The 20736-nt window shown below is 72.3% G+C and carries 11 protein-coding genes; 7 read left to right on the top strand and 4 right to left on the bottom strand.

Going from position 1 to position 20736, the window contains the following annotated elements; genetic code table 11:
• Positions 1-96: 96 nt before the first annotated feature.
• Entirely contained in the window at positions 97-2163 is a 2067-nt protein-coding gene (locus ACZ592_RS31800; RefSeq protein ID WP_471585147.1) for a M4 family metallopeptidase, read from the top strand.
• 305 nt (positions 2164-2468) lie between these two features.
• Positions 2469-4091 carry a M4 family metallopeptidase gene (locus ACZ592_RS31795; RefSeq protein ID WP_471585146.1) on the top strand — a complete coding sequence of 541 codons (1623 nt, stop codon included), beginning with the start codon at positions 2469-2471 and terminating at the stop codon, positions 4089-4091.
• A gap of 99 nt (positions 4092-4190) precedes the next feature.
• Here ACZ592_RS31795 and ACZ592_RS31790 read toward each other — a convergent pair whose 3' ends face one another.
• The 3 genes from ACZ592_RS31790 to ACZ592_RS31780 form a co-directional block, all read right to left on the bottom strand.
• A complete protein-coding gene (locus ACZ592_RS31790) occupies positions 4191-4745 on the bottom strand; it encodes a hypothetical protein (RefSeq protein ID WP_471585145.1) in 555 nt (184 codons plus the stop codon).
• 91 nt (positions 4746-4836) lie between these two features.
• Complete coding sequence (gene glgP / locus ACZ592_RS31785; RefSeq protein ID WP_471585144.1) at positions 4837-7467, bottom strand: alpha-glucan family phosphorylase; 2631 nt, start codon at positions 7465-7467, stop codon at positions 4837-4839.
• Positions 7468-7597: 130 nt separating this feature from the next.
• Positions 7598-8941, bottom strand: a complete 1344-nt coding sequence (locus ACZ592_RS31780) for a carboxylesterase/lipase family protein (protein ID WP_471585143.1) — start codon at positions 8939-8941, stop codon at positions 7598-7600.
• A gap of 137 nt (positions 8942-9078) precedes the next feature.
• Between ACZ592_RS31780 and ACZ592_RS31775 the strand changes: the two genes are divergently transcribed.
• Complete coding sequence (locus tag ACZ592_RS31775; protein ID WP_471585142.1) at positions 9079-11835, top strand: serine/threonine-protein kinase; 2757 nt, start codon at positions 9079-9081, stop codon at positions 11833-11835.
• Positions 11836-11903: 68 nt separating this feature from the next.
• A complete protein-coding gene (locus ACZ592_RS31770; protein WP_471585141.1) occupies positions 11904-14375 on the top strand; it encodes a protein kinase domain-containing protein in 2472 nt (823 codons plus the stop codon).
• A gap of 6 nt (positions 14376-14381) precedes the next feature.
• Here the strand turns inward: ACZ592_RS31770 and ACZ592_RS31765 are convergent, their stop codons facing one another.
• Entirely contained in the window at positions 14382-14849 is a 468-nt protein-coding gene (locus ACZ592_RS31765) for a nuclear transport factor 2 family protein (protein ID WP_471585140.1), read from the bottom strand.
• 335 nt (positions 14850-15184) lie between these two features.
• Here ACZ592_RS31765 and ACZ592_RS31760 point away from each other — a divergent pair, with 335 nt between their 5' ends.
• The 3 genes from ACZ592_RS31760 to ACZ592_RS31750 all read left to right on the top strand — a co-directional run bounded on the left by ACZ592_RS31760 (position 15185) and on the right by ACZ592_RS31750 (position 20538).
• Positions 15185-17221 carry an alpha-1,4-glucan--maltose-1-phosphate maltosyltransferase gene (locus ACZ592_RS31760; protein WP_471585139.1) on the top strand — a complete coding sequence of 679 codons (2037 nt, stop codon included), beginning with the start codon at positions 15185-15187 and terminating at the stop codon, positions 17219-17221.
• A complete protein-coding gene (gene treS, locus ACZ592_RS31755; protein ID WP_471585138.1) occupies positions 17218-18945 on the top strand; it encodes a maltose alpha-D-glucosyltransferase in 1728 nt (575 codons plus the stop codon). Before ACZ592_RS31760 ends, treS begins: the two co-directional genes overlap by 4 nt.
• Positions 18946-19107: 162 nt before the next feature.
• Positions 19108-20538, top strand: a complete 1431-nt coding sequence (locus ACZ592_RS31750) for a maltokinase N-terminal cap-like domain-containing protein (RefSeq protein WP_471585137.1) — start codon at positions 19108-19110, stop codon at positions 20536-20538.
• Positions 20539-20736 lie beyond the last annotated feature (198 nt).

Raw genomic sequence — 20736 nt, 5'->3', positions numbered from 1 at the left:
CCGCCCAGTTCTGCGTTCCGCCTTGTTCTGCCCGGACGGCGATCCAGCTGCCCGGTAGCTCTGGCCGCGCAACCCGCGGCCGCGCAGAAGGAGTCCGTGTTGAGAAGCACCTCCCACAGACGCACCTCCCGCACTCGTTCGGTCCGCACCCGTGCGACCGCCGCCGGTGCGCTCTCCGCCGTCGCCGCTCTCCTGGCCGTAGCCGTCCAGGCGGGTCCCGCCTCGGCCGACCCGGCCGCCGCGCCGGCCCCCCAGGCCCAGAAGCTCGGCAAGGTCGACCCCGGCGCCCTGGCCGCCAAGCTCACCCCCGCCCAGCGCGCGGAGCTCATCCGCGACGCCAACGCCACCAAGGCGGACACCGCCAAGGACCTGGGCCTGGGCGCCAAGGAGAAGCTCGTCGTCCGCGACGTCGCCAAGGACCGTGACGGCACGGTCCACACCCGCTACGAGCGCACCTACGACGGCCTGCCCGTCCTCGGCGGCGACCTGGTGGTCGACACCGCGAAGTCCGGGCAGACCGAGGGCGTCACCAAGGCCGCCAAGGCGCAGCTCAAGGGCGTCGACGTGAGCGCCGACATCAAGGCGTCGACGGCCGAGAAGCAGGCGCTCGGCGCCGCGAAGGCCGAGGGCTCCAAGAAGACCGACGCGAACCGGGCGCCGCGCAAGGTCGTGTGGATGGCCGAGGGCAAGCCGACCCTCGCGTACGAGACCGTGGTCGGCGGGCTGCAGCACGACGGCACCCCGAACGAGCTGCACGTCATCACGGACGCCGCCACCGGCAAGAAGCTCTTCCAGTGGCAGGGTGTCGAGAACGGCACGGGCAACACGCAGTACAGCGGCCAGGTGACCGTCGGCTCCGTCCAGTCGGGCTCCTCGTACAACCTGACCGACTCGGGCCGCGGCAACCACAAGACGTACAACCTGAACCGCGGCACCTCGGGCACCGGCACCCTCTTCTCGGGTCCGGACGACATCTGGGGCAACGGCCAGGCCGCCAACGCGGAGACCGCGGGCGCCGACGCCGCCTACGGCGCCCAGCTCACCTGGGACTACTACAAGAACGTGCACGGCCGCACCGGCATCCGCGGTGACGGCGTCGGCGCGTACTCCCGGGTCCACTACGGCAACAACTACGTCAACGCGTTCTGGCAGGACTCCTGCTTCTGCATGACGTACGGCGACGGCTCGGGCAACGCCAAGCCCCTGACGTCCATCGACGTGGCGGCCCACGAGATGACGCACGGCGTCACCGCCGCGACCGGCAACATGACGTACAGCGGCGAGTCCGGCGGCCTGAACGAGGCCACCTCCGACATCTTCGCCGCGGCCGTCGAGTTCAACGCCAACAACGCGCAGGACAAGGGCGACTACCTCGTCGGCGAGAAGATCGACATCAACAGCAACGGCACCCCGCTGCGGTACATGGACAAGCCGAGCAAGGACGGCGCGTCCAAGGACTCGTGGTACTCGGGCATCGGCAACGTCGACGTGCACTACTCGTCGGGTGTCGCCAACCACTTCTACTACCTGCTGAGCGAGGGCAGCGGCGCGAAGGAGATCAACGGCGTCCAGTACGACTCGCCGACCTCCGACGGCCTGCCGGTCACGGGCATCGGCCGTGACAAGGCGTCGCTGATCTGGTTCAAGGCGCTCACCACGAAGTTCACCACGACCACCAACTACGCGGCGGCCCGCACCGGGACGCTCGCGGCGGCCGGTGAGCTGTACGGCACCACCAGCCCCGAGTACACGGCCGTGGCGAACGCCTGGGCGGCGGTGAACGTGGGCAGCCGTCCCGGCGGCGAGCAGCCCGGCACCTCGTTCGAGAACACCACGGACGTCAACATCCCGGACGCCGGCGCCGCGGTGACCTCCTCGGTCAACGTGACCGGCCGCACCGGCAACGCGCCGAGCGCGCTGAAGGTCGGCGTGGACATCGTGCACACCTGGCGCGGTGACCTGAAGGTCGACCTGCTCGCCCCCGACGGGTCGGTCTACCCCCTGAAGGCGGCCAGCAGTTCGGACTCCGCGGACAACGTCAAGGAGACCTATACGGTCAACGCGTCGTCCGAGGTGGCCAACGGCACCTGGAAGCTGCGGGTGCAGGACGTGGCCCGTCAGGACACCGGCTACATCAACAGCTGGAAGGTCACCTTCCCGTAGATCCATGCGCACCATCCGGCCCCTGACCTGCTGAGGGCCGACCTGCACGGCGCCGCCCCGGGTGACTCAACTCCCCGGGGCGGCGCGTTTGTCTGCCCCCGTGCTCACTTCACCGCCTGTTCGCATTGCGTACGTTGACCATCGCTCAACGGACGATTTCCGGCCAACATCCAGCCAGGGGCTGACATGTACCTGGCTCGAATGACACTCTTCCCTCGCACCACAACAAGAACCACACCCGCACCGCATCTTTCATGCCCGGGTAGTCCCCCATGCCACCTGGGCCCCCCACAGAAGGAGCCTGCGTGACCCCCCACATATCCCGTAAGCGTTCGACCCTGGCCATCGCGACCGCTGTCGCCGCCGGAGCGCTTCTCACCGCCGGACTGACCACCGGCGCCTCCGCCCAGCCCGCCGCGCCCTCCGGCGCCCCCGCCGCCCTCTCGGCGACGGCCCGCGCGGACCTCCTTCAGGACGCGAACGCCGACAAGGCCGCCACCGCCGACGCGATCGGCCTCGGCGCCAAGGAGAAGCTGGTCGTCCGCGACGTCGTCAAGGACCGGGACGGCACCACGCACACCCGCTACGAGCGCACCTACGACGGACTGCCCGTCCTCGGCGGCGACCTCGTCGTGCACACCGCCAAGAGCGGCAAGGTCAAGGGCGTCACGAAGGCCACCAAGGCCACCGTGAAGGTCGCCACCACCGACGCGAAGCTCGCCAAGGGCTCGGTCGCCAAGTCCGCCGAGTCGACCGCCGCGAAGGCGAAGACCGCCAAGGCCGACGCACAGTCGCCCCGCAAGGTGATCTGGGCCGCCTCCGGCAAGCCCGTCCTGGCGCACGAGACCGTCGTCACCGGCGTGCAGAAGGACGGCACGCCCAGCAGACTGCACGTCATCACCGACGCGGCCACCGGCAAGAAGCTGTACCAGTACCAGGCCATCGAGAACGGCACCGGCACCAGCCAGTACAGCGGCAAGGTCGAACTCGGCACGAAGAAGGGCGGCAGCGGCTTCGAGCTGACCGACGACTCGCGCGGCGGCCACAAGACGTTCGACCTGAACCACTCGCAGAGCGGTGAGGGCAAGCTCGTCACGGACGACGACGACACGTGGGGCACCGGCAAGCCGGACGACGCGCAGACCGCCGCCGTCGACGCCGCCTACGGCGCCCAGCTCACCTGGGACTACTACAAGTCCGTGCACGGCCGCAGCGGCATCAACGGCGACGGCAAGGGCGCGACCTCCCGGGTCCACTACGGCAACGGCTACGTCAACGCCTTCTGGGACGACAGCTGCTTCTGCATGACGTACGGCGACGGCGAGGGCGACAAGAAGCCGCTCACCTCGATCGACGTCGCGGCCCACGAGATGTCGCACGGCGTCACCTCGGCGACCGGCAACATGGAGTACAGCGGCGAGTCCGGCGGCCTCAACGAGGCCACCTCCGACATCTTCGCGGCGGGCGTCGAGTTCAACGCCAAGAACCCCGAGGACGTCGGCGACTACCTCGTCGGCGAGAAGATCGACATCAACGGCGACGGCTCCCCGCTGCGCTACATGGACAAGCCCTCCAAGGACGGCCAGTCCCTGGACAGCTGGAGCGAGGACGCGGGCAACGTCGACGTCCACTACTCCTCGGGCATCGCCAACCACTTCTTCTACCTGCTGTCCGAGGGCAGCGGCGCGAAGGAGATCAACGGCGTCAAGTACGACTCCCCGACCGCCGACGGCTCCAAGGTCGAGGGCATCGGCCGCGACAAGGCCGAGAAGATCTGGTTCAAGGCCCTGACGACGTACTTCACGTCCACCACGGACTACAAGGCGGCCCGCGAGGGCACGCTGAAGGCCGCGACGGACCTGTACGGCGCGGACTCCGCCGAGTACAAGGGCGTGGACGCGGCCTGGGCCGGCGTGAACGTCAAGTAACCCTCTTCACCGGGGCGGCGCCCGGGGGGCCTTCCTCCCCCCGGGTGCCGCTTTTCCGTTGCTCCAGGACAGCCGCTCTCCAGGACAGCCACTACCGGCTCATTCCGTTCTGAGCTCGCGGCTGTCGGCCCGGTTCTTCGCGATGTTCCGGGTCTTCCTGGTACGGGCCGACCCGGCGACGACGGCGAGCGCCTCCGGCGACCTCGAGAACTCGGCGAGATGGCGCTGCATCCAGTCGGTGACCTCCGCGAGCTCGTCCGGCGCCGGCACGTGGCCGTCCCTGACGGACAGGTGAAGCAGCCAGTCGTGGACGCGGCGGCGGATGAACTCGCGGAACGACTCCGTCTTGAGCCGTTCGGTCTCCGGCAGTACGTCATCCGCCCACCGCCGGAACTCGTCGGGACCGGACAGTTCACAGGCCATCTCGTCCACGAAGGCGACCACCGCCGTCCTGGACCCCATTTCGTCGGGGTCGCGCAGGATCGTGGCCACGATCGCCCGGTCCCGGTCGCGGTTCTGCGAGGCGGCGATCACCGAGATGACGCGGAGGTACGCGGACGTTCGCACATGCTCGTCCGCGACGGCATCGTCCACGTCGACGTCCACGATGCCGGCCTCCGCCAGCAACGCGGCCACATCGGAACTCAGTGTCATGGACGCATTCTGGATCGTCGCGGCCCCGGCACGCGACCGGGAACGGGAGTGGGAGCGGGAACGGAGGTGCCCTCATTCCGCCGCCCCCCTCTCACCGCATCAGAACCCCCGCCTCCTCCCCCGTCGCCTCGGAGGGAACCGCGACGAGGCCCAACTCCGCTGCCCCGCCGCTCAGCAGCCGGTGCGCCGGCAGAATGCGTACCGTGTAGCCGAACGGCCCCGTACGGTCCAGCGCCAGCGGCCCCTCGTACACCCGCCGCCCCTCCCCGTCGGGCCCGCTGACCGGCTTCAGCGGCACCGGGGACGCGTCGGCGAGATGGTCCTCCGGGTCGACGCGGCCCGCGACGGCCTGGACCTCCACGTCGTCGGGGGTCAGCTCACCGAGGTGCACGCGCACGCGCAGCGAGAGCGTGGCGCCCAGTTCGGCGGTGGCGCCGCTCGCCGACGCCTCGACGTGGTCGACGGCGACCCGCGGCCAGGCGGAGCGGACCCGGGCCTTCCACGCGGCGAGCTCCCCCGCGGCCGGGACGTCGAGCGTCCGGTGGGCCCGCGCGGCGGGCACGTACAGCGTCTCCACGTACTCGCGCACCATGCGGCCCGCGAGGACCTTCGGACCGAGCCGGGTGAGGGTCCTGCGGACCATCTCGATCCAGCGGTCGGGCAGGCCGCCTGGCCCCTGTTCGTAGAAGCGGGGCGCGATGCGGCGCTCCAGGAGGTCGTAGAGGGCGGCGGCCTCCAGGTCGTCGCGGCGGTCGTCGTCGGTGGCGGAGCCGTCCGCGGTCGGGATGGCCCAGCCGAAGTCCGGCTCGAACCATTCGTCCCACCAGCCGTCCAGGACGGAGAGGTTGAGGCAGCCGTTCAGGGCCGCCTTCATGCCGCTCGTGCCGCACGCCTCCAGGGGCCGGAGCGGATTGTTCAGCCACACGTCGCAGCCCGGGTAGAGCTTCTGCGCCATCGCCATGCCGTAGTCCGGCAGGAACACGATGTGCCGGCGCACCCGCGGGTCGTCGGTGAACCGGACGAGCTCCTGGATGAGCCGCTTGCCGCCGTCGTCCGCCGGGTGCGCCTTGCCCGCGACGACGATCTGCACGGGCCGCTCGGGGTGCCGGAGCAGCTCCATCAGCCGGTCGCGGTCCCGCAGCATCAGCGTGAGGCGTTTGTACGAGGGGACGCGGCGGGCGAAGCCGATGGTGAGGACGTCGGGGTCGAGCACCCCGTCGATCCAGCCCAACTCGGCGGTGGCGGCGCCGCGCTGGCGCCACGAGTCGTGCAGGCGCCGGCGGACCTCGTGGACCAGCTGCTCGCGCAGGGTGCGGCGCAGCTCCCAGATGTCGGCGTCCTGGATGTCGGCGACCGCGTCCCACCGGTCGGAGCCACCGACGGAGAGCGCGTCCTCGGTGCGCCGCTCACCGATCTGGCGGGCGCCGAGGCGGAACACCTCGGGGGCCACCCAGGTCGGGGCGTGCACGCCGTTGGTGACGGAGGTGATCGGCACCTCGTCGGCGTCGAAGCCCGGCCACAGGCCCGCGAACATCTGGCGGCTCACCGATCCGTGCAGGGTGCTGACGCCGTTGGCGCGGCTGCCCAGGCGCAGGCCCATGACCGCCATGTTGAAGACGTTCGGCTCGCCGCCCTGGTAGGTCTCCATGCCGAGCCGCAGGACGTCCGCCGCGTCCACGCGAGGCAGTTCGGCGCCGGGCCCGAAGTGCCGTGCGACCATCTCGCGGTCGAAGCGGTCGATGCCCGCGGGGACGGGTGTGTGGGTGGTGAAGACGGTGCCGGCCCGGACGGACTCGAGGGCCGTGTCGAACTCGACGTCGCGCAGCGCCAGTTCATGGATGCGTTCGAGGCCGAGGAAACCCGCGTGGCCCTCGTTGGTGTGGAACACCTCGGGCTCAGGGTGGCCGGTCAGGCGGCAGTACGCGCGGACGGCGCGGACGCCGCCGATGCCGAGGAGCATCTCCTGCAGCAGCCGGTGCTCGCTGCCGCCGCCGTAGAGCCGGTCGGTCACGTCGCGCTCGCCGGGGTCGTTCTCCTCGACGTCGGAGTCGAGCATGAGCAGCGGCACGCGCCCGACCTGCGCCTGCCAGACGTGGGCCCGCAGCGCGCGCCCGCCGGGCAGGGCGAGCGCCACGGTGGCGGGGGTGCCGTCGGCCTCGCGCAGCAGGGCGACGGGCAGCTCGTTCGGGTCGAGGACCGGATAGTGCTCCTGCTGCCAGGCGTCGTGGGACAGCGACTGGCGGAAGTAGCCGTGCCGGTAGAGCAGTCCGACGCCGATGAGCGGGGCGCCGAGGTCGCTGGCGGCCTTCAGGTGGTCCCCGGCGAGGATGCCGAGGCCGCCGGAGTACTGCGGCAGGGCGGCCGTGATGCCGAACTCCGGCGAGAAGTAGGCGACGGCGCGGGGCAGTTGACCATCGTGGCGGGCCTGTTCCTGGTACCAGCGCTCCCCGGTGACGTACTCCCGCAGCTCGTCGGCGGACTCCCGCAGCCGCCGCAGGAAGTCCGTGTCGCCGGCGAGCTCGGCGAGCCGCGCGGGCGGCACCTCGCCGAGGAGCCTGACCGGGTCGCACCCGGACGCCTCCCAGAGCCGCGGCTCGACGGCACGGAAGAGGTCGCGGGTGCGCGGATGCCAGGACCAGCGCAGGTTGTGCGCCAACTCCGCGAGATGGGCAAGGGGTTCGGGAAGAACGGGACGTACGGTGAATCGACGGATTGCCTTCACGGTCTCCACCTTCGTACGGCGTCTGGGAGCTTCGTACGGCGTGTGCGGGCAGGTGTACGTGTGCGGGGCGACGGCTCGCATCGACGGTAGCCGTGCCCGCCCTCTCCAACCACGGCGCACGGGGCGCACATCAGCCGAACCAGGCCACCCGTTCCGTCCCCAACGCGTCATCGGCGAGGCGGGGTTCGGCGTCCCAGAGGCGGGTGGCGCGCCGCTCCGGGGTGTAGCGCGGCCAGCCGCCGCCGGGGTCGAGGTCGCGGACGAAGGCGACCCAGGCCGCGTGCATCGCATCCGCCAAGGCCTGCGGCGGGGCGTCGCCCGCGGCGGCGGCGACCCCCTCGGCGCCGAGCAGGTCGAAGGCGAACGGCAGGTCGAGGCAGTGGAAGGCGAGGTCCCGGGTGGGTCCTGGGACGGGCGAGGGCCAGCGGAACTCGTAGAGCCAGGTGGGGCGCCGGCGGGCGGCGCGGGCCTCGGCGACGGCGAGGTTCGGCCTGCGGAAGACAAGGTCGGTGAGGTCCTGCCCGCCGAACGAGGTGAACTCGTGCCGGGTGAAGCCGAGCAGCAGCGGCACGTCGGCGGCCGGGTCGCCCGCGGTGAGCTCGTCGAGGACGGGCCGGGGCACCGAATCGCCGTCGGCGAAGGGCGCGAGAAGGAGGCCGGGCAGTTCCTCGCTGCCGGGTCCGGGGGCGGTCATCGCGTCCTGGAGGTCGAGGAGTCGCGCGTCGGGGAGGTCCCGCAGTGCCGCGGCCGTGGCGGGCAGGCCGGTGCGCCGTGTGAACAGCTCGGAGACGGCGAGGCCCACCGGGCGTTCCTGCGGCCGCATCATCGCGCCGGACATGGAGATCGCGCCGCGGAAGAGGCCCCGGGCGGCGGGCGCGGCGAGCAGGGTCTGGACGGCGCCGCCGCCCGCCGACTGTCCCGCGACGGTGACCTTGGCGGGGTCGCCGCCGAAGGCCGCGATGTTGTCGCGCACCCACTCCAGGGCGGCGATCCAGTCACGCACGCCCCGGTTGTCCGGAGCGTCGGCCAGGTGCAGGAAGCCCTCGATGCCGAGCCGGTAGCCGAGCGAGACGAGGACGACGCCGTCGCGGTTGAACGCGGACCCGTCGTACCAGGGGCTGGCCGCGGACCCGGCGACGTATCCGCCGCCGTGGATCCAGACCAGGACGGGGAGGGCCGCCGCCGCGTCGGCGGCGGGTGTGAAGACGTTCAGGTTGAGGGTGCCCGCGCCGGGGACCGACGGCTCGGGAATGGTGGCGCCCTCGCCGAAGCCGCGGCGCTGGGCCGTCGGTCCGTACGCGGTGGCGTCCAGCGGTTCGGTCCACGGGCCCGGCGGGGCGGGCGGGGCGAACCGGAGGGCGCCGACGGGCGGGGCGGCATAGGGGATGCCGAGAAAGCGGACGCCACTGGTCCGGCGCTCGCCGCGCACGGGCCCCCCGGCGGTGGTGACGATCGGGTTCGCACGGTCGGCCATGCCCCCACTCGACACCGGATTCGGCGCCCCGCGCAATGGTGGCAACACACCGCCCCGGCAGGCCCGGTCGCTGTAATCTGCAACCAGCCTGGGCATGACAGAAATGGTCGGCGGACAACAGCATCGGGGGCGGCCGGATGATCGGGCAGTTACGGGAGTCCTCTCCCCTGCGCATAGGCCCGTACGAGACATTGGCGAGGCTCGGCGCGGGCGGCATGGGCGAGGTGTTCCTGGCCACGCCCGACCGCCACGAGATCGGCGGCCCCCACGAGCCCGGCAGCCCCTACGACCCGGACGCGCTCGTCGCCGTGAAGGCGATCCGCAAGGACATCGCGGGCGACGCGGCCTTCCGCGCCCGGTTCCGGCGCGAGATCTCCGTCGCGCAGTCCGTCGACAGCCCCTTCGTGGCCCGTCTCGTCGCGGGCGACGCGGACGCGGCACAGCCCTGGCTCGCCACGGAGTACGTCGCCGGGCCCCACCTCGCCCAGGCGGTCCGGCGGCACGGCCCGCTGCCCGTCTCCGCCGTCGCCGCGCTCGGCGCCGGTGTGGCCAGAGCGCTGACCGCCGTGCACGCGGCGGGCGCCCTGCACCGCGACCTGAAGCCCGCGAACGTGCTGCTCGGCGCGGAAGGACCCAAACTCATCGACTTCGGCGTGGCCCGCGCGCTCGGCGCGACCACCATGACCTCGACGGGCCTGCTCGTGGGCACGCCCGGCTTCATGTCCCCCGAGCACGTGGCGGGCGGCCGCCACGTCGTGGCCGCGTCCGACGTCTTCTGCCTGGCCTCCGTCCTCGCGTACGCGGCCTGCGGCGACGATCCGTTCGGGGACGGCCCGGTGGCGGCGGTCCTGTACCGGATCTCGCAGGCCGAGGCCCGGCTGGACGACGTGCCCGAGGAGTTGCGGGAGCTGCTGTCCGCGTGCCTGGCGCGGGAGCCGGGGCGGCGTCCGGACCCCACGGAGGTGGCGGAGCGGCTCACGGCCCTGCGGGACGAGGCCGAGGAGACGGCCGACAACGGCACGGTCACCGGGGCGGGCTGGCCCGGCACCGTCATCGAGGACATCGCCGAAGTCCGGCGCCACACCGAGCAGTTGTGCGCCACGGGCCACCCGCTGCTGCCCCTGCCCCCGGCACCCACGGGCGCTGCGCACCCCGCCGCGCGGACCCCCACCCGGACACCCACGCGCACCCCGACGGCGCTCGACCCGCAGGCGCCCGCCCCCGAGGCCCCGGAGCCGCCCGCGCACGCCCTGCCCGTGCACGGCCTGCCCACCATGAGCTCGGCCGCGCCGCCGATGTCACCCCCGACGCCCCCGACATCCCCGCCTCCCCGGCGCGGTCCCGGCCGTCGCGGCGCCGTCCTCACCGTGGTCGCCGTGGCCGTGGTCGGCGCCGTCGTGGGCGGGCTGCTCGCGCTGCGCGGGCCCGACTCGGGGTCGGATGCGGGCTCCGGGCCCGGGTCCGGCTCGGACAGCAGCGGCAGCGGCACGGACGACGGTGACGCCGCGGGCGGGCCGAAGTCCCCCGGGGCGGCGAAGCCCTCCGTCTCGCCGGCCCGGCTCGTCGCCACCGCCGGCGTCACCGCGTCCGGGACCGCCGACCGCAGCGGCCTGGTCCCGCAGTACGCGGCGCAGCGTCCCGAGAACTGGAAGCCGTGGCGCGCCAAGTTCGCTCACGCGCCCATGAACTGCGCCGCCGACACCGAGGCCGTCGTATGCCTGCTGACCAACGGGACGTACGAGGCGCGCAGTGCCGTCGACGGCCACCGCCTGTGGACGTCGGACGGCCGCTCAAGGGAGGACGAGGGGGCGGGCGCGGAGGCGTACATCGGGCCGACCGGCGCGTTCTTCATGCCGGGCGACGAAGTGGATCCCCAGGTGCGCGGCGGGACCGCGGTCATCGCGTACAAGGGGCGCGTCCAGGTCCGTGACTCCGCCGACGGCGACGTGCGGTGGACGGCCGGTGCCCCGGCCGGCAAGAAGGTCGCCTCCGCCGTGCTCACCGACGACCACCTGATCGTGTCCTCGGAGGGCACCTACAAGGACACGTCCGAGGCGATCGGCGCCGTGGCCAAGGCGTACCCGCTGGCGCGCGGCGGCGACCCGGTGTGGACGTACGACCTGAGCACCGAGTCCCTCTCCAAGGCCGAACAGGGCGCCTACGGAGCCGATCTCGCCCACAACGGCCTCGTCTACGCGCACTCCAAGGACGGCGTCATCGCGATCGACGAGAAGAAGGGCAAGCGCGTGGGCACCGTCAAGGACAAGCGCCAGTGCCGCTCCCTGATGGCCGACTCCCGCGGCACCGCCGAAGCGGCCGACGACCAGATCCTCTGCACCCACGTACTCGGCAGCATCGGCAACCTCGACGATCCGACCGACGATCCGCAGACCCGGGTGAGCCGTCTGGACGCCCGCACCCTGGCCGTGAAGGACACGTTCGGCTTCAAGGCCCCGCCGGTCGGCGCCGACGGGTATCCCGCCCCGGACATCGTGGTGAGCGCGGTCGCCCCGGGCGCCGCCCTCGCCTACGACACGGCGGGCGCGAAGCTGCTGGTGGCGGACCCGAAGAACGGCAGGATCGCCCGCAAGGAGCCGTTCTCCGTCGTCGAGTACGTCATCGACCGGCCGGTCTCCTCGGGCGCGCTGGTCATCGGCGACCGCGCGCTGACCGCCGACAACTCCACGCTGCGCACCGTGCCGTTGACCGCGGCGGGCAAGGTCCGCTCCCTGCGGGTCCCCGGCGCCCCCGGCAACCGCGACGCGAAGCCGCCGCAGGACACCGGCACGGTGATCGCCGACCAGCCGAAGCCGCCGACGGTGCTCCCGTTGGGCGGGGTCGCGACGATCGTGTACGACCAGGGCACGGTCGTCTCGGTCGCGCTGCCCTCCTGACCTTTGGGCCGCCCTCCTGACCTTTTGGGCCCACAACTCCCGCGCTCTCAGCACCCTTTGGAGATGCCGTGCTCGACCCCCTGTCCGGACCGCCGCGGCTGGTCGGCCCCTACCGGCTGCTCGCCCTGATCGGCGCGGGCGGCATGGGCGAGGTCTATCTGGCCCGCGCGCCGCGGCCCGGCGCGCCGCTCGTCGCGGTCAAGACCGTCCGTCCCGACCTGGACATCGACCGGGAGTTCCGGATCCGGTTCCGCCGGGAGATCGCGGCGGCGCGCGCGGTGGCGGGGGCGGGCACGGCGGCGCTGCTCGACGGGGACGCGGACACCGAAGTCCCGTGGCTCGCGACGGAGTTCGTCGCCGGGCCCTCGCTCGCGGACGCGGTCCGGCGCTGCGGGCCGCTGCCGGTCGACGCGGTGCGCGCGCTCGGCGCCGGTCTGGCCCGCGCGCTCGCCGCCGTGCACGCCGCGCAGGTCCTGCACCGCGACCTCAAGCCCGGCAACGTCCTCCTCACCCCCGAGGGCCCCACCCTCATCGACTTCGGCATCGCGCAGGCCTTCGACGCGACGGCGCTGACGACGGCCGGGATGGTCGTGGGCACGCCCGGGTTCATGGCGCCCGAGCAGATCGAGGGCGGCCACGCGGTGGTCCCCGCGTCGGACGTCTTCACGCTGGGCGCGGTGCTCTGTTTCGCGGCGACGGGCCGGGGCCCGTTCGACGACCAGGAACTGGCCTCGGTGATCTTCCGTATCGCGCAGGGCGACGCGGACCTCTCCGACGTACCCGACGGCCTGCGTGACGTGATCACCGAGTGCCTGCGCCGGGCACCCGGCGAGCGGCCGACGGCGACGGAGCTCGCCGACCGCCTGGCGCGCGACGGCGGACACCGGGCGGGCACGGCCGGGATCTCCGTGCCGTGGCCCGCGCCGGTGCTGTCCCTCTTCGCCGAGCACCGCGAGGCGGTGGAGCGCTGCGAGCGCGAGGCGGCCCGGCGCTCGTCGGCGGAGGCGGACACGGCGACCGGCGCGGGCGGGGCCGGTGGCGGTGGCACCCCGCGGCCTCCGACGCCGCTGCCGCCCGCGCCCCGGACGCCTCCCCCCACCCCGCTCACACCCCCGGAACCCGAGCGGTCCCGGCAGGGGCCGCTCCGGCGCCGCAAGTGGTGGCTCGCCGGTGCGGCGGCGGTGGCGGCCGTGGTGACCGTGGCGGCGGTGCTGATTGCGGGCGGCGAGGGGGGCGGCGGAGGCGACAACGGCGGGACCGAGGCGGGCGGCCGGCCCTCCGCCTCCGTGTCCGACAGTCCCGGCGACGCGAACGGTTCAGGCGGCCCGGGTGGCTCGGACGGCTCCCAGGGCTCCGACGACGGCAACGGCAACAACGCCACCCGTATCGTCACGGAGTACGGAAACCCGGGCCACTCCGGCGAGTTCGGCGCGGCGACGGCCCGCGCCACCGCCCGCCCCAAGGGCTGGAAGCCCTGGTCGGTGGCGCGCCCGAAGGGCCTGGACGAGTTGGGCAACGGCTGCGTCCTGGTCGCGTCGACGCTGGTGTGCCGGGACGGCAAGGGCGCCGCCACGGCCCTCGACGCGGCGACAGGACGCCACCGCTGGACGTCCCGCGGCTTCCCCGCCGCGGCCGACAGCCTCCAGGGCGCCCAGGAGCTGCCGCCCGAGAGCGACGGCGAGCGCGTCTTCGTGCCCAGCGAGCGCGGCCTGATCGCGGTGGACCTCGCCTCGGGCACCGAACGCTGGCGCAAGCCCGCGGCGAGCGACACGGCGGTGATGGGTGTGACGTACGCGAACGGGGTCGTCTACACCGCCGAGTTCGGCTTCGCCGACGAGGCGACGGGGTCGAGCCGCGCCCATGTGCGCGCCCGCCGCGCGAAGGACGGCCGCGAACTGTGGACGTCGCCCCGCCTGCCCGCCAAGGTCCAGCACGCGCTGCTCGTCAAGGACGGCAAGGTGTACGCGGCGATCGAGAGCCACGGCATCCTGGCGCTCTCCACCAAGAACGGCGAGGTCACCCGCCGGGCGCCCGACGAGTCCTGCTACGGCCTCCTGGTCCACCGCTCCTCGGTCGTCTGCTGGGAGTACGGCACCCCCGGCGTCCGCGAGCTCGACCCCACGACCCTCGCCCGGCGCCGCACCCTGGCTCCCGGCCTGGAGCCCGCGCTGCCCCCGGTCGTGGGCGAGGCGGACGTCCTGGTGGTGGTCACCGCCAACGCCGACCCCGACGACCCGGTCACGCACTCCACGACGGCCTTCGACTGGCGCACCGGAAAGCGCCTGTGGCGCTACGGCGCCCCGCAGGACACGGTGGCGCTGGCCCTCGCGGGCAAGCGGGTCCTGGCCGTCGGCCGCTTCGACATGTGGGGCAGGTCCACGGAGAACGACATCGACTCCTACCGCCAGAAGGAAATCCCCCTGCCGTCCGGGGTCACGAAGTACGACGAACGGGAGACCCTGGGCTTTCCCCTGTACGTGGGCGGCGCGCTGTTCTCCGCCACCCACGACGGCAGGATCCTCTCGGGCTACGCTCCCTGACGCGGGCTACGCCCCTTGCGGCGCCGCGCACGCCTCCGCGATCCGCGCCGTGTCCCAGTAGAACGGCCGGACCTCGCTGATCCGTCCGTCCCTGACCGTGACCGTCTGGAGGATCGGGAAGTCGAGTTCCCGGCCGGTGGCGCGGGCCCGTGCGCGGATGTCGCTGTGCACCACCGCCGTCGCGCCCGTGGCGAGGAACTCCTGCCGCTCGATGGCGAAGACCTCCCACGTCCGGCTCATCGCGAGGAAGAACCGTGCCATCCCGTCGTGGCCGCGCCATGTCCCGCCGTACGGCAGGCCCGCTGCCTGGTGGAGGACCACCTCGGGCGAGAAGTAGGGCGCGAGCAGGTCGAAGGAGGCACGGCCGGGGCCGCCCGCCGCGAGGTACTCCACCTCGGCCGCGTACATCCCGGTCAGTACCCGCACGGACGCCGTCACGGCCGTGCCGTTCCGCTGAGCAGTCATGGCCCCCATCCGACCGTAAGGCCGTGTCGCGCACCGGCGGATATCGGACTTCTTCCTCCGTCCCTCCCCTCTCGCCCCTGTTCGCTCCCGCACAATCCATCAGGCATATGCGCACAGTTCAACCACCCGTACGGCATATGCGAATTCGGTCCGGTGCCGCCATTCATGGTGGAGACGGCCTTGCATGCGCCCTTACGCACAGGTAGTTAACAAAGCGCCGGATTGCCCACCCGAAGAGAGTGGGAAGGCTCCTTCGGTACGCACTTCGGCGCGCACAGGCCGGCACGCACCGCGGAACCCCTCCACACCCCCGTATCCGTGCACGCGGACAGGAGCGGTCAGACATGCCTCTTGGCTCACCCCAGCCAGGCTCACCCGCACAGCCCACCATCCCCGTCCTGGATGTCCACCCGGCCGTCCAGCGGGGTCGAAAACCGGCGAAGGCAGTACCGGGAGAAACGTTCCGGGTCACCGCCACGGTCTTCCGTGAGGGCCACGACGCCGTCGCGGCCGACGTCGTCCTGCGCGACCCCGAGGGACGACCGGGGCCGTGGACCCCGATGCGCGAACTCGCCCCCGGCACCGACAGATGGGGCGCCGACGTCACCCCCGACGCCGAGGGACTCTGGTCGTACGCCGTCGAGGCGTGGGCCGATCCCGTCACGACCTGGCGGCACCACGCGCGGATCAAGATACCGGCGGGCCTGGACACCGACCTGGTCCTCGAAGAGGGCGCCCGCCTGCACGAACGCGCCGCCGCCGGGGTGCCGCACACCGAGAGGAACCTCGTCCTCGACGCGGTCCGGGCCCTGCGCGACACGTCCCGTCCACCGGCGGCCAGGCTGGCCGCCGCCCTCACCCCTCAGGTGTCGGCGGTACTGGCAGACCACCCGCTGCGCGAACGCGTCACCTCCTCCGAGGAGTTGCCGCTCGTGGTGGAGCGGGAACGGGCCCTCTTCGGCTCCTGGTACGAGTTCTTCCCCCGCTCGGAGGGCGCCGTCGTCCGGCACGGCGCCCCGCCCGTCCCCGGGACCTTCCGCACCGCGGCCCAGCGGCTGCCCGCCGTCGCCGAGATGGGCTTCGACGTCGTCTACCTCCCGCCGATCCACCCCATCGGCACCACCTACCGCAAGGGGCCCAACAACTCCCTCTCGGTGGGCGAGCACGACGTCGGGGTGCCCTGGGCGATCGGCTCCCCCGAGGGCGGCCACGACGCCGTCCACCCGGACCTCGGCACGCTCGACGACTTCGACGCCTTCGTGCGCCGTGCGGGCGAGCTCGGCCTCGAAGTGGCGCTGGACTTCGCGCTGCAGTGCTCGCCGGACCACCCGTGGGTGGAGAAGCACCCCGAGTGGTTCCACCGCAGGGCGGACGGCTCCATCGCGTACGCCGAGAATCCGCCGAAGAAGTACCAGGACATCTACCCGATCGCCTTCGACCAGGACATGCCGGGGCTGATCACGGAGACCGTGCGGCTGCTGCGCTTCTGGATGGGGCACGGCGTCCGCGTCTTCCGTGTCGACAACCCGCACACCAAGCCGGTCGCGTTCTGGGAGCGGGTGCTCGCGGACATCAACGGCACCGACCCGGACGTCATCTTCCTCGCCGAGGCCTTCACCCGGCCCGCGATGATGCAGACCCTGGCCGCCGTCGGCTTCCAGCAGTCGTACACGTACTTCACCTGGCGCAACACAAAGGAGGAACTCACGGACTATCTGACGGAGTTGTCGCGCGAGACCGCGCATTTCCTGCGCCCCAACTTCTTCGTGAACACCCCCGACATCCTGCACGCATATCTCCAGGACGGCGGGCGCCCCGCCTTCGAGGTGCGGGCCGTACTCGCCGCCACGCTGTCCCCGACGTGGGGCGTCTACAGCGGATTCGAGCTGTGCGAGAACGCCGCCGCGCGGCGCGGGAGCGAGGAGTACCTGAATTCGGAGAAGTACCAACTACGGCCGCGCGACTGGGATTCGGCGGCACGCTCGGGTGACACGATCGCCCCGCTCATCACCGCCCTGAACCGCGTCCGGCGCGCCAATCCCGCCCTGCGGCAACTGCGCGACCTGCATTTCCACGGCACGGACAAGGACACGGTGATCGCGTACTCGAAGTCGGCCGTGGACGAGCACGGCTCGAACACGGTTCTGGTGGTCGCCAACCTCGACCCGCACCACACCCAGGAGGCCACGGTCTCGTTGGACATGCCGCGACTCGGCCTCGAATGGCACGCGTCCGTGCCGGTGCGCGACGAGCTCACCGGTGAGACCTATCACTGGGGCAGGACGAACTATGTGCGCCTCGAACCGGGCCGCGCGCCCGCGCACGTCTTCCGTGTCCTTGGCACGTCCTCACCGTTGATCGGAGGGTCACCCACACCATGATCTTCAACGAGCCCGTCCAGGACACCTTCGAGGACACACCCACCAAGGACCGCGACCCCGACTGGTTCAAACGCGCCGTCTTCTACGAGGTCCTCGTCCGCTCCTTCCAGGACAGCAACGGCGACGGCATCGGCGACCTCAAGGGCATCACCGCCAAGCTGGACTACCTCCAGTGGCTCGGCGTGGACTGCCTGTGGCTGCCGCCGTTCTTCAAGTCGCCGCTGCGCGACGGCGGTTACGACGTGTCGGACTACACCGCGGTGCTTCCCGAGTTCGGCGACCTCGCCGACTTCGTGGAGTTCGTGGACTCCGCGCACCAGCGCGGCATGCGCGTGATCATCGACTTCGTGATGAACCACACCAGCGACCAGCACCCGTGGTTCCAGCAGTCCCGCAGCGACCCCGACGGGCCCTACGGCGACTACTACGTCTGGGCCGACGACGACAAGCAGTACCAGGACGCCCGGATCATCTTCGTCGACACCGAGGCGTCGAACTGGACCTTCGACCCGGTCCGCAAGCAGTACTACTGGCACCGCTTCTTCTCCCACCAGCCCGACCTCAACTTCGAGAACACGGCCGTCCAGGAGGAGATCGTCTCGGCCCTGCGGTTCTGGCTCGACCTCGGCATCGACGGGTTCCGCCTCGACGCGGTGCCCTATCTGTACGCGGAGGAGGGCACCAACTGCGAGAACCTCCCCCGCACCCACGAGCTGCTCAAACGCGTCCGCGCCGAGATCGACGCGCACTACCCGGACACGGTGCTGCTCGCCGAGGCCAACCAGTGGCCCGAGGACGTCGTCGACTACTTCGGCGACTTCCAAAAGGGCGGCGACGAGTGCCACATGGCGTTCCACTTCCCCGTCATGCCGCGCATCTTCATGGCGGTGCGCCGCGAGTCGCGCTACCCGGTCTCGGAGATCCTCGCCAAGACCCCGGCCATCCCCTCCGGCTGCCAGTGGGGCATCTTCCTGCGCAACCACGACGAGCTCACCCTCGAAATGGTCACCGACGAAGAGCGCGACTACATGTACGCGGAGTACGCCAAGGACCCGCGCATGCGCGCCAACATCGGCATCCGGCGGCGCCTCGCCCCCCTCCTGGACAACGACCGCAACCAGATCGAGCTGTTCACCGCGCTGCTGCTCTCCCTGCCCGGCTCGCCGATCCTCTACTACGGCGACGAGATCGGCATGGGCGACAACATCTGGCTGGGCGACCGCGACGCGGTGCGCACACCCATGCAGTGGACGCCCGACCGCAACGCGGGCTTCTCCTCCAGCGACCCGGGCCGGCTCTCCCTCCCGACGATCATGGATCCGGTCTACGGATACCAGGTCACGAACGTCGAGGCGTCGATGTCGTCCCCGTCCTCGCTGCTGCACTGGACGCGCCGGATGATCGAGATCCGCAAGCAGAACCCGGCGTTCGGACTCGGCTCGTACACCGAACTGCCCTCGTCCAACCCGGCCGTCCTCGCCTTCCTGCGGGAGACCGCGGCGACCGGCGCCGACGGGGACGACAGCGACGACCTGGTGCTGTGCGTGCACAACTTCTCGCGGTTCGCGCAGCCCACCGAGCTGGATCTGCAGGCCTTCAGCGGACGCCACCCCGTGGAGCTGATCGGCGGGGTGCGCTTTCCGGCCATCGGTGAGCTGCCGTACCTCCTGACACTCGCGGGACACGGGTTCTACTGGTTCCGGCTGCGCAAGGAACCGGCGTAGGCTCCGGCAGCGCGACGCCCTCGCGGAGCGGTTTCCGCCGCTCCGCCCTGGGCACTCCTACGCAACAACCGGCACTCCCGGACGCACCACCGGCACCCCCTCCACGCACCAACGGCACTCCCGCACCCTGCCTTGTCCGCGACGCGGAAAGGACGCGACGCCATGTCGGAAGCCGCCACCCGCCCCAGTGCGCACGCCACCGCGCTGCTCGCCTCGCTCGACCCGCTGCTGCGCGCGTGGCTGCCCCGGCAGCGGTGGTTCGCCGGAAAGGGCCGCCCGATCAGCTCCCTGGAGGCGGTGTCGGCGACCGAACTCCTGCCGCGCGACGCGGCGTCGGGCCTGCTGCACCTCCTCGTGCGGGTCCGCCAGCCCATCGTGCCCGCGCAGGGCGCCGCGCTCGACGGCGTCGCCGCCGAACGGCCCGCGGACTGCTACCAGTTGCTGCTCGGCGCGCACCGCGCCCTGCCGCCGCACCTGGCACCCGCGCTGCTCGGCCAGGTCACCGAGGGCCCGTTCGCGGGCCGTGCCCTGTACGACGCGCTGCACGACCCGCGCCTTGCCGGGCTGCTCCTGGAACGGCTGCGCATACCCGGCCGGCACGGCGTGCTGCGCTTCGAGCGCGACATGAACGTCGAGATACCCTCCGGCCTCACCCCGCGCCTGCTCGGCGCCGAACAGTCCAACTCCTCGCTCGTCTACGGCGATACGTTCATCCTCAAGCTGTTCCGCCGTGTCGTACCCGGCATCAATCCCGACCTGGAACTCCCCCTGCACCTCGCCCGCGGGGGCTGCACCCGGGTCCCCCCGCCCGCCGCGTGGTTCCTCGCCGACCTGGCCGCCGACGAGGACGAGACCTGCGGACTCGGACTGCTCCAGCCGTATCTGGCCGGGGCCGACGACGGCTGGGAGCTCGCCCTGCGCATGCGGGACAAGGGCGAGTCCTTCACCGGCGAGGCACGGGCGCTCGGCCGCGCCACGGCCCAGGTGCACGCGGCGCTCGCCGCCGCGCTGCCGACCGTCTCCCTGGGCCGGGCGCAGGTGGAACTGCTCGCCGACGGCATGGCGGAGCGCCTGACCGCGGCGGCCCAGGCGGTCCCCGCGCTGCGCCCCTTCGCCCCCGGCCTGCTCACCGCCTACGAGGCGCTCGCGGACCTGGGCGGCGAGGGCCAGGCGTGGACGGCCCAGCGCGTCCACGGCGACCTGCACCTGGGCCAGTGCCTGCGCTCCCCCGACGGCGAGTGGTCGCTCATCGACTTCGAGGGCGAGCCCGCGAGGCCGCTCGCCGAGCGCCGCCTGCCGCAGTCGACGGTCCGTGACGTGGCGGGCATGCTGCGCTCCTTCGACTACGCGGCCTCGCACGGCACCTGGGCGCCCGGGTGGGCCGAGGACTGCCGGGCCGCCTACTGCCTGGGGTACGCGGACGTCTCGGGGCACGACCCGCGCACGGACCCGGTGCTGCTGCGCGCCCACGAGACGGACAAGGCGGTCTATGAGGTCCTCTACGAGGCCCGCCACCGCCCCGACTGGCTGCCGGTCCCCCTGGCCGCGGTGCGCCGCCTCGCCCAGGACGGTTCCGCCGACGACGCCCACTGACCATCCCTTCGGAGGAGGCCTCTCCCGTGACCCCGCGCCCCCGCAAACCGTCCGCCGAATCCGCCGCGCCCAGCAACCCGGCCACCCCGGACACCCCCGCCGGGCAGGGCGCGACAGGCGGGAATACGCCGAACTCACAGAAGGCACCGAAGACACCGGAGGCACCGCAGGCACCGCAGGCACCGCAGGCACCGAAGA

This window comes from Streptomyces sp. NPDC040622 (genome assembly GCF_055593965.1).
This window is presented reverse-complemented; position numbering and strand designations above follow the sequence as displayed.

Excerpts from the sequence above, each read along its gene's own strand:
- ACZ592_RS31790 (WP_471585145.1), bottom strand. The coding sequence starts at position 4,745 with ATGACACTGAGTTCCGATGTGGCCGCGTTGCTGGCGGAGGCCGGCATC.
- ACZ592_RS31780 (WP_471585143.1), bottom strand. The coding sequence starts at position 8,941 with ATGGCCGACCGTGCGAACCCGATCGTCACCACCGCCGGGGGGCCCGTG.
- ACZ592_RS31775 (WP_471585142.1), top strand. The coding sequence starts at position 9,079 with ATGATCGGGCAGTTACGGGAGTCCTCTCCCCTGCGCATAGGCCCGTAC.
- ACZ592_RS31765 (WP_471585140.1), bottom strand. The coding sequence starts at position 14,849 with ATGGGGGCCATGACTGCTCAGCGGAACGGCACGGCCGTGACGGCGTCC.
- ACZ592_RS31760 (WP_471585139.1), top strand. The coding sequence starts at position 15,185 with ATGCCTCTTGGCTCACCCCAGCCAGGCTCACCCGCACAGCCCACCATC.
- treS (WP_471585138.1), top strand. The coding sequence starts at position 17,218 with ATGATCTTCAACGAGCCCGTCCAGGACACCTTCGAGGACACACCCACC.
- ACZ592_RS31750 (WP_471585137.1), top strand. The coding sequence starts at position 19,108 with ATGTCGGAAGCCGCCACCCGCCCCAGTGCGCACGCCACCGCGCTGCTC.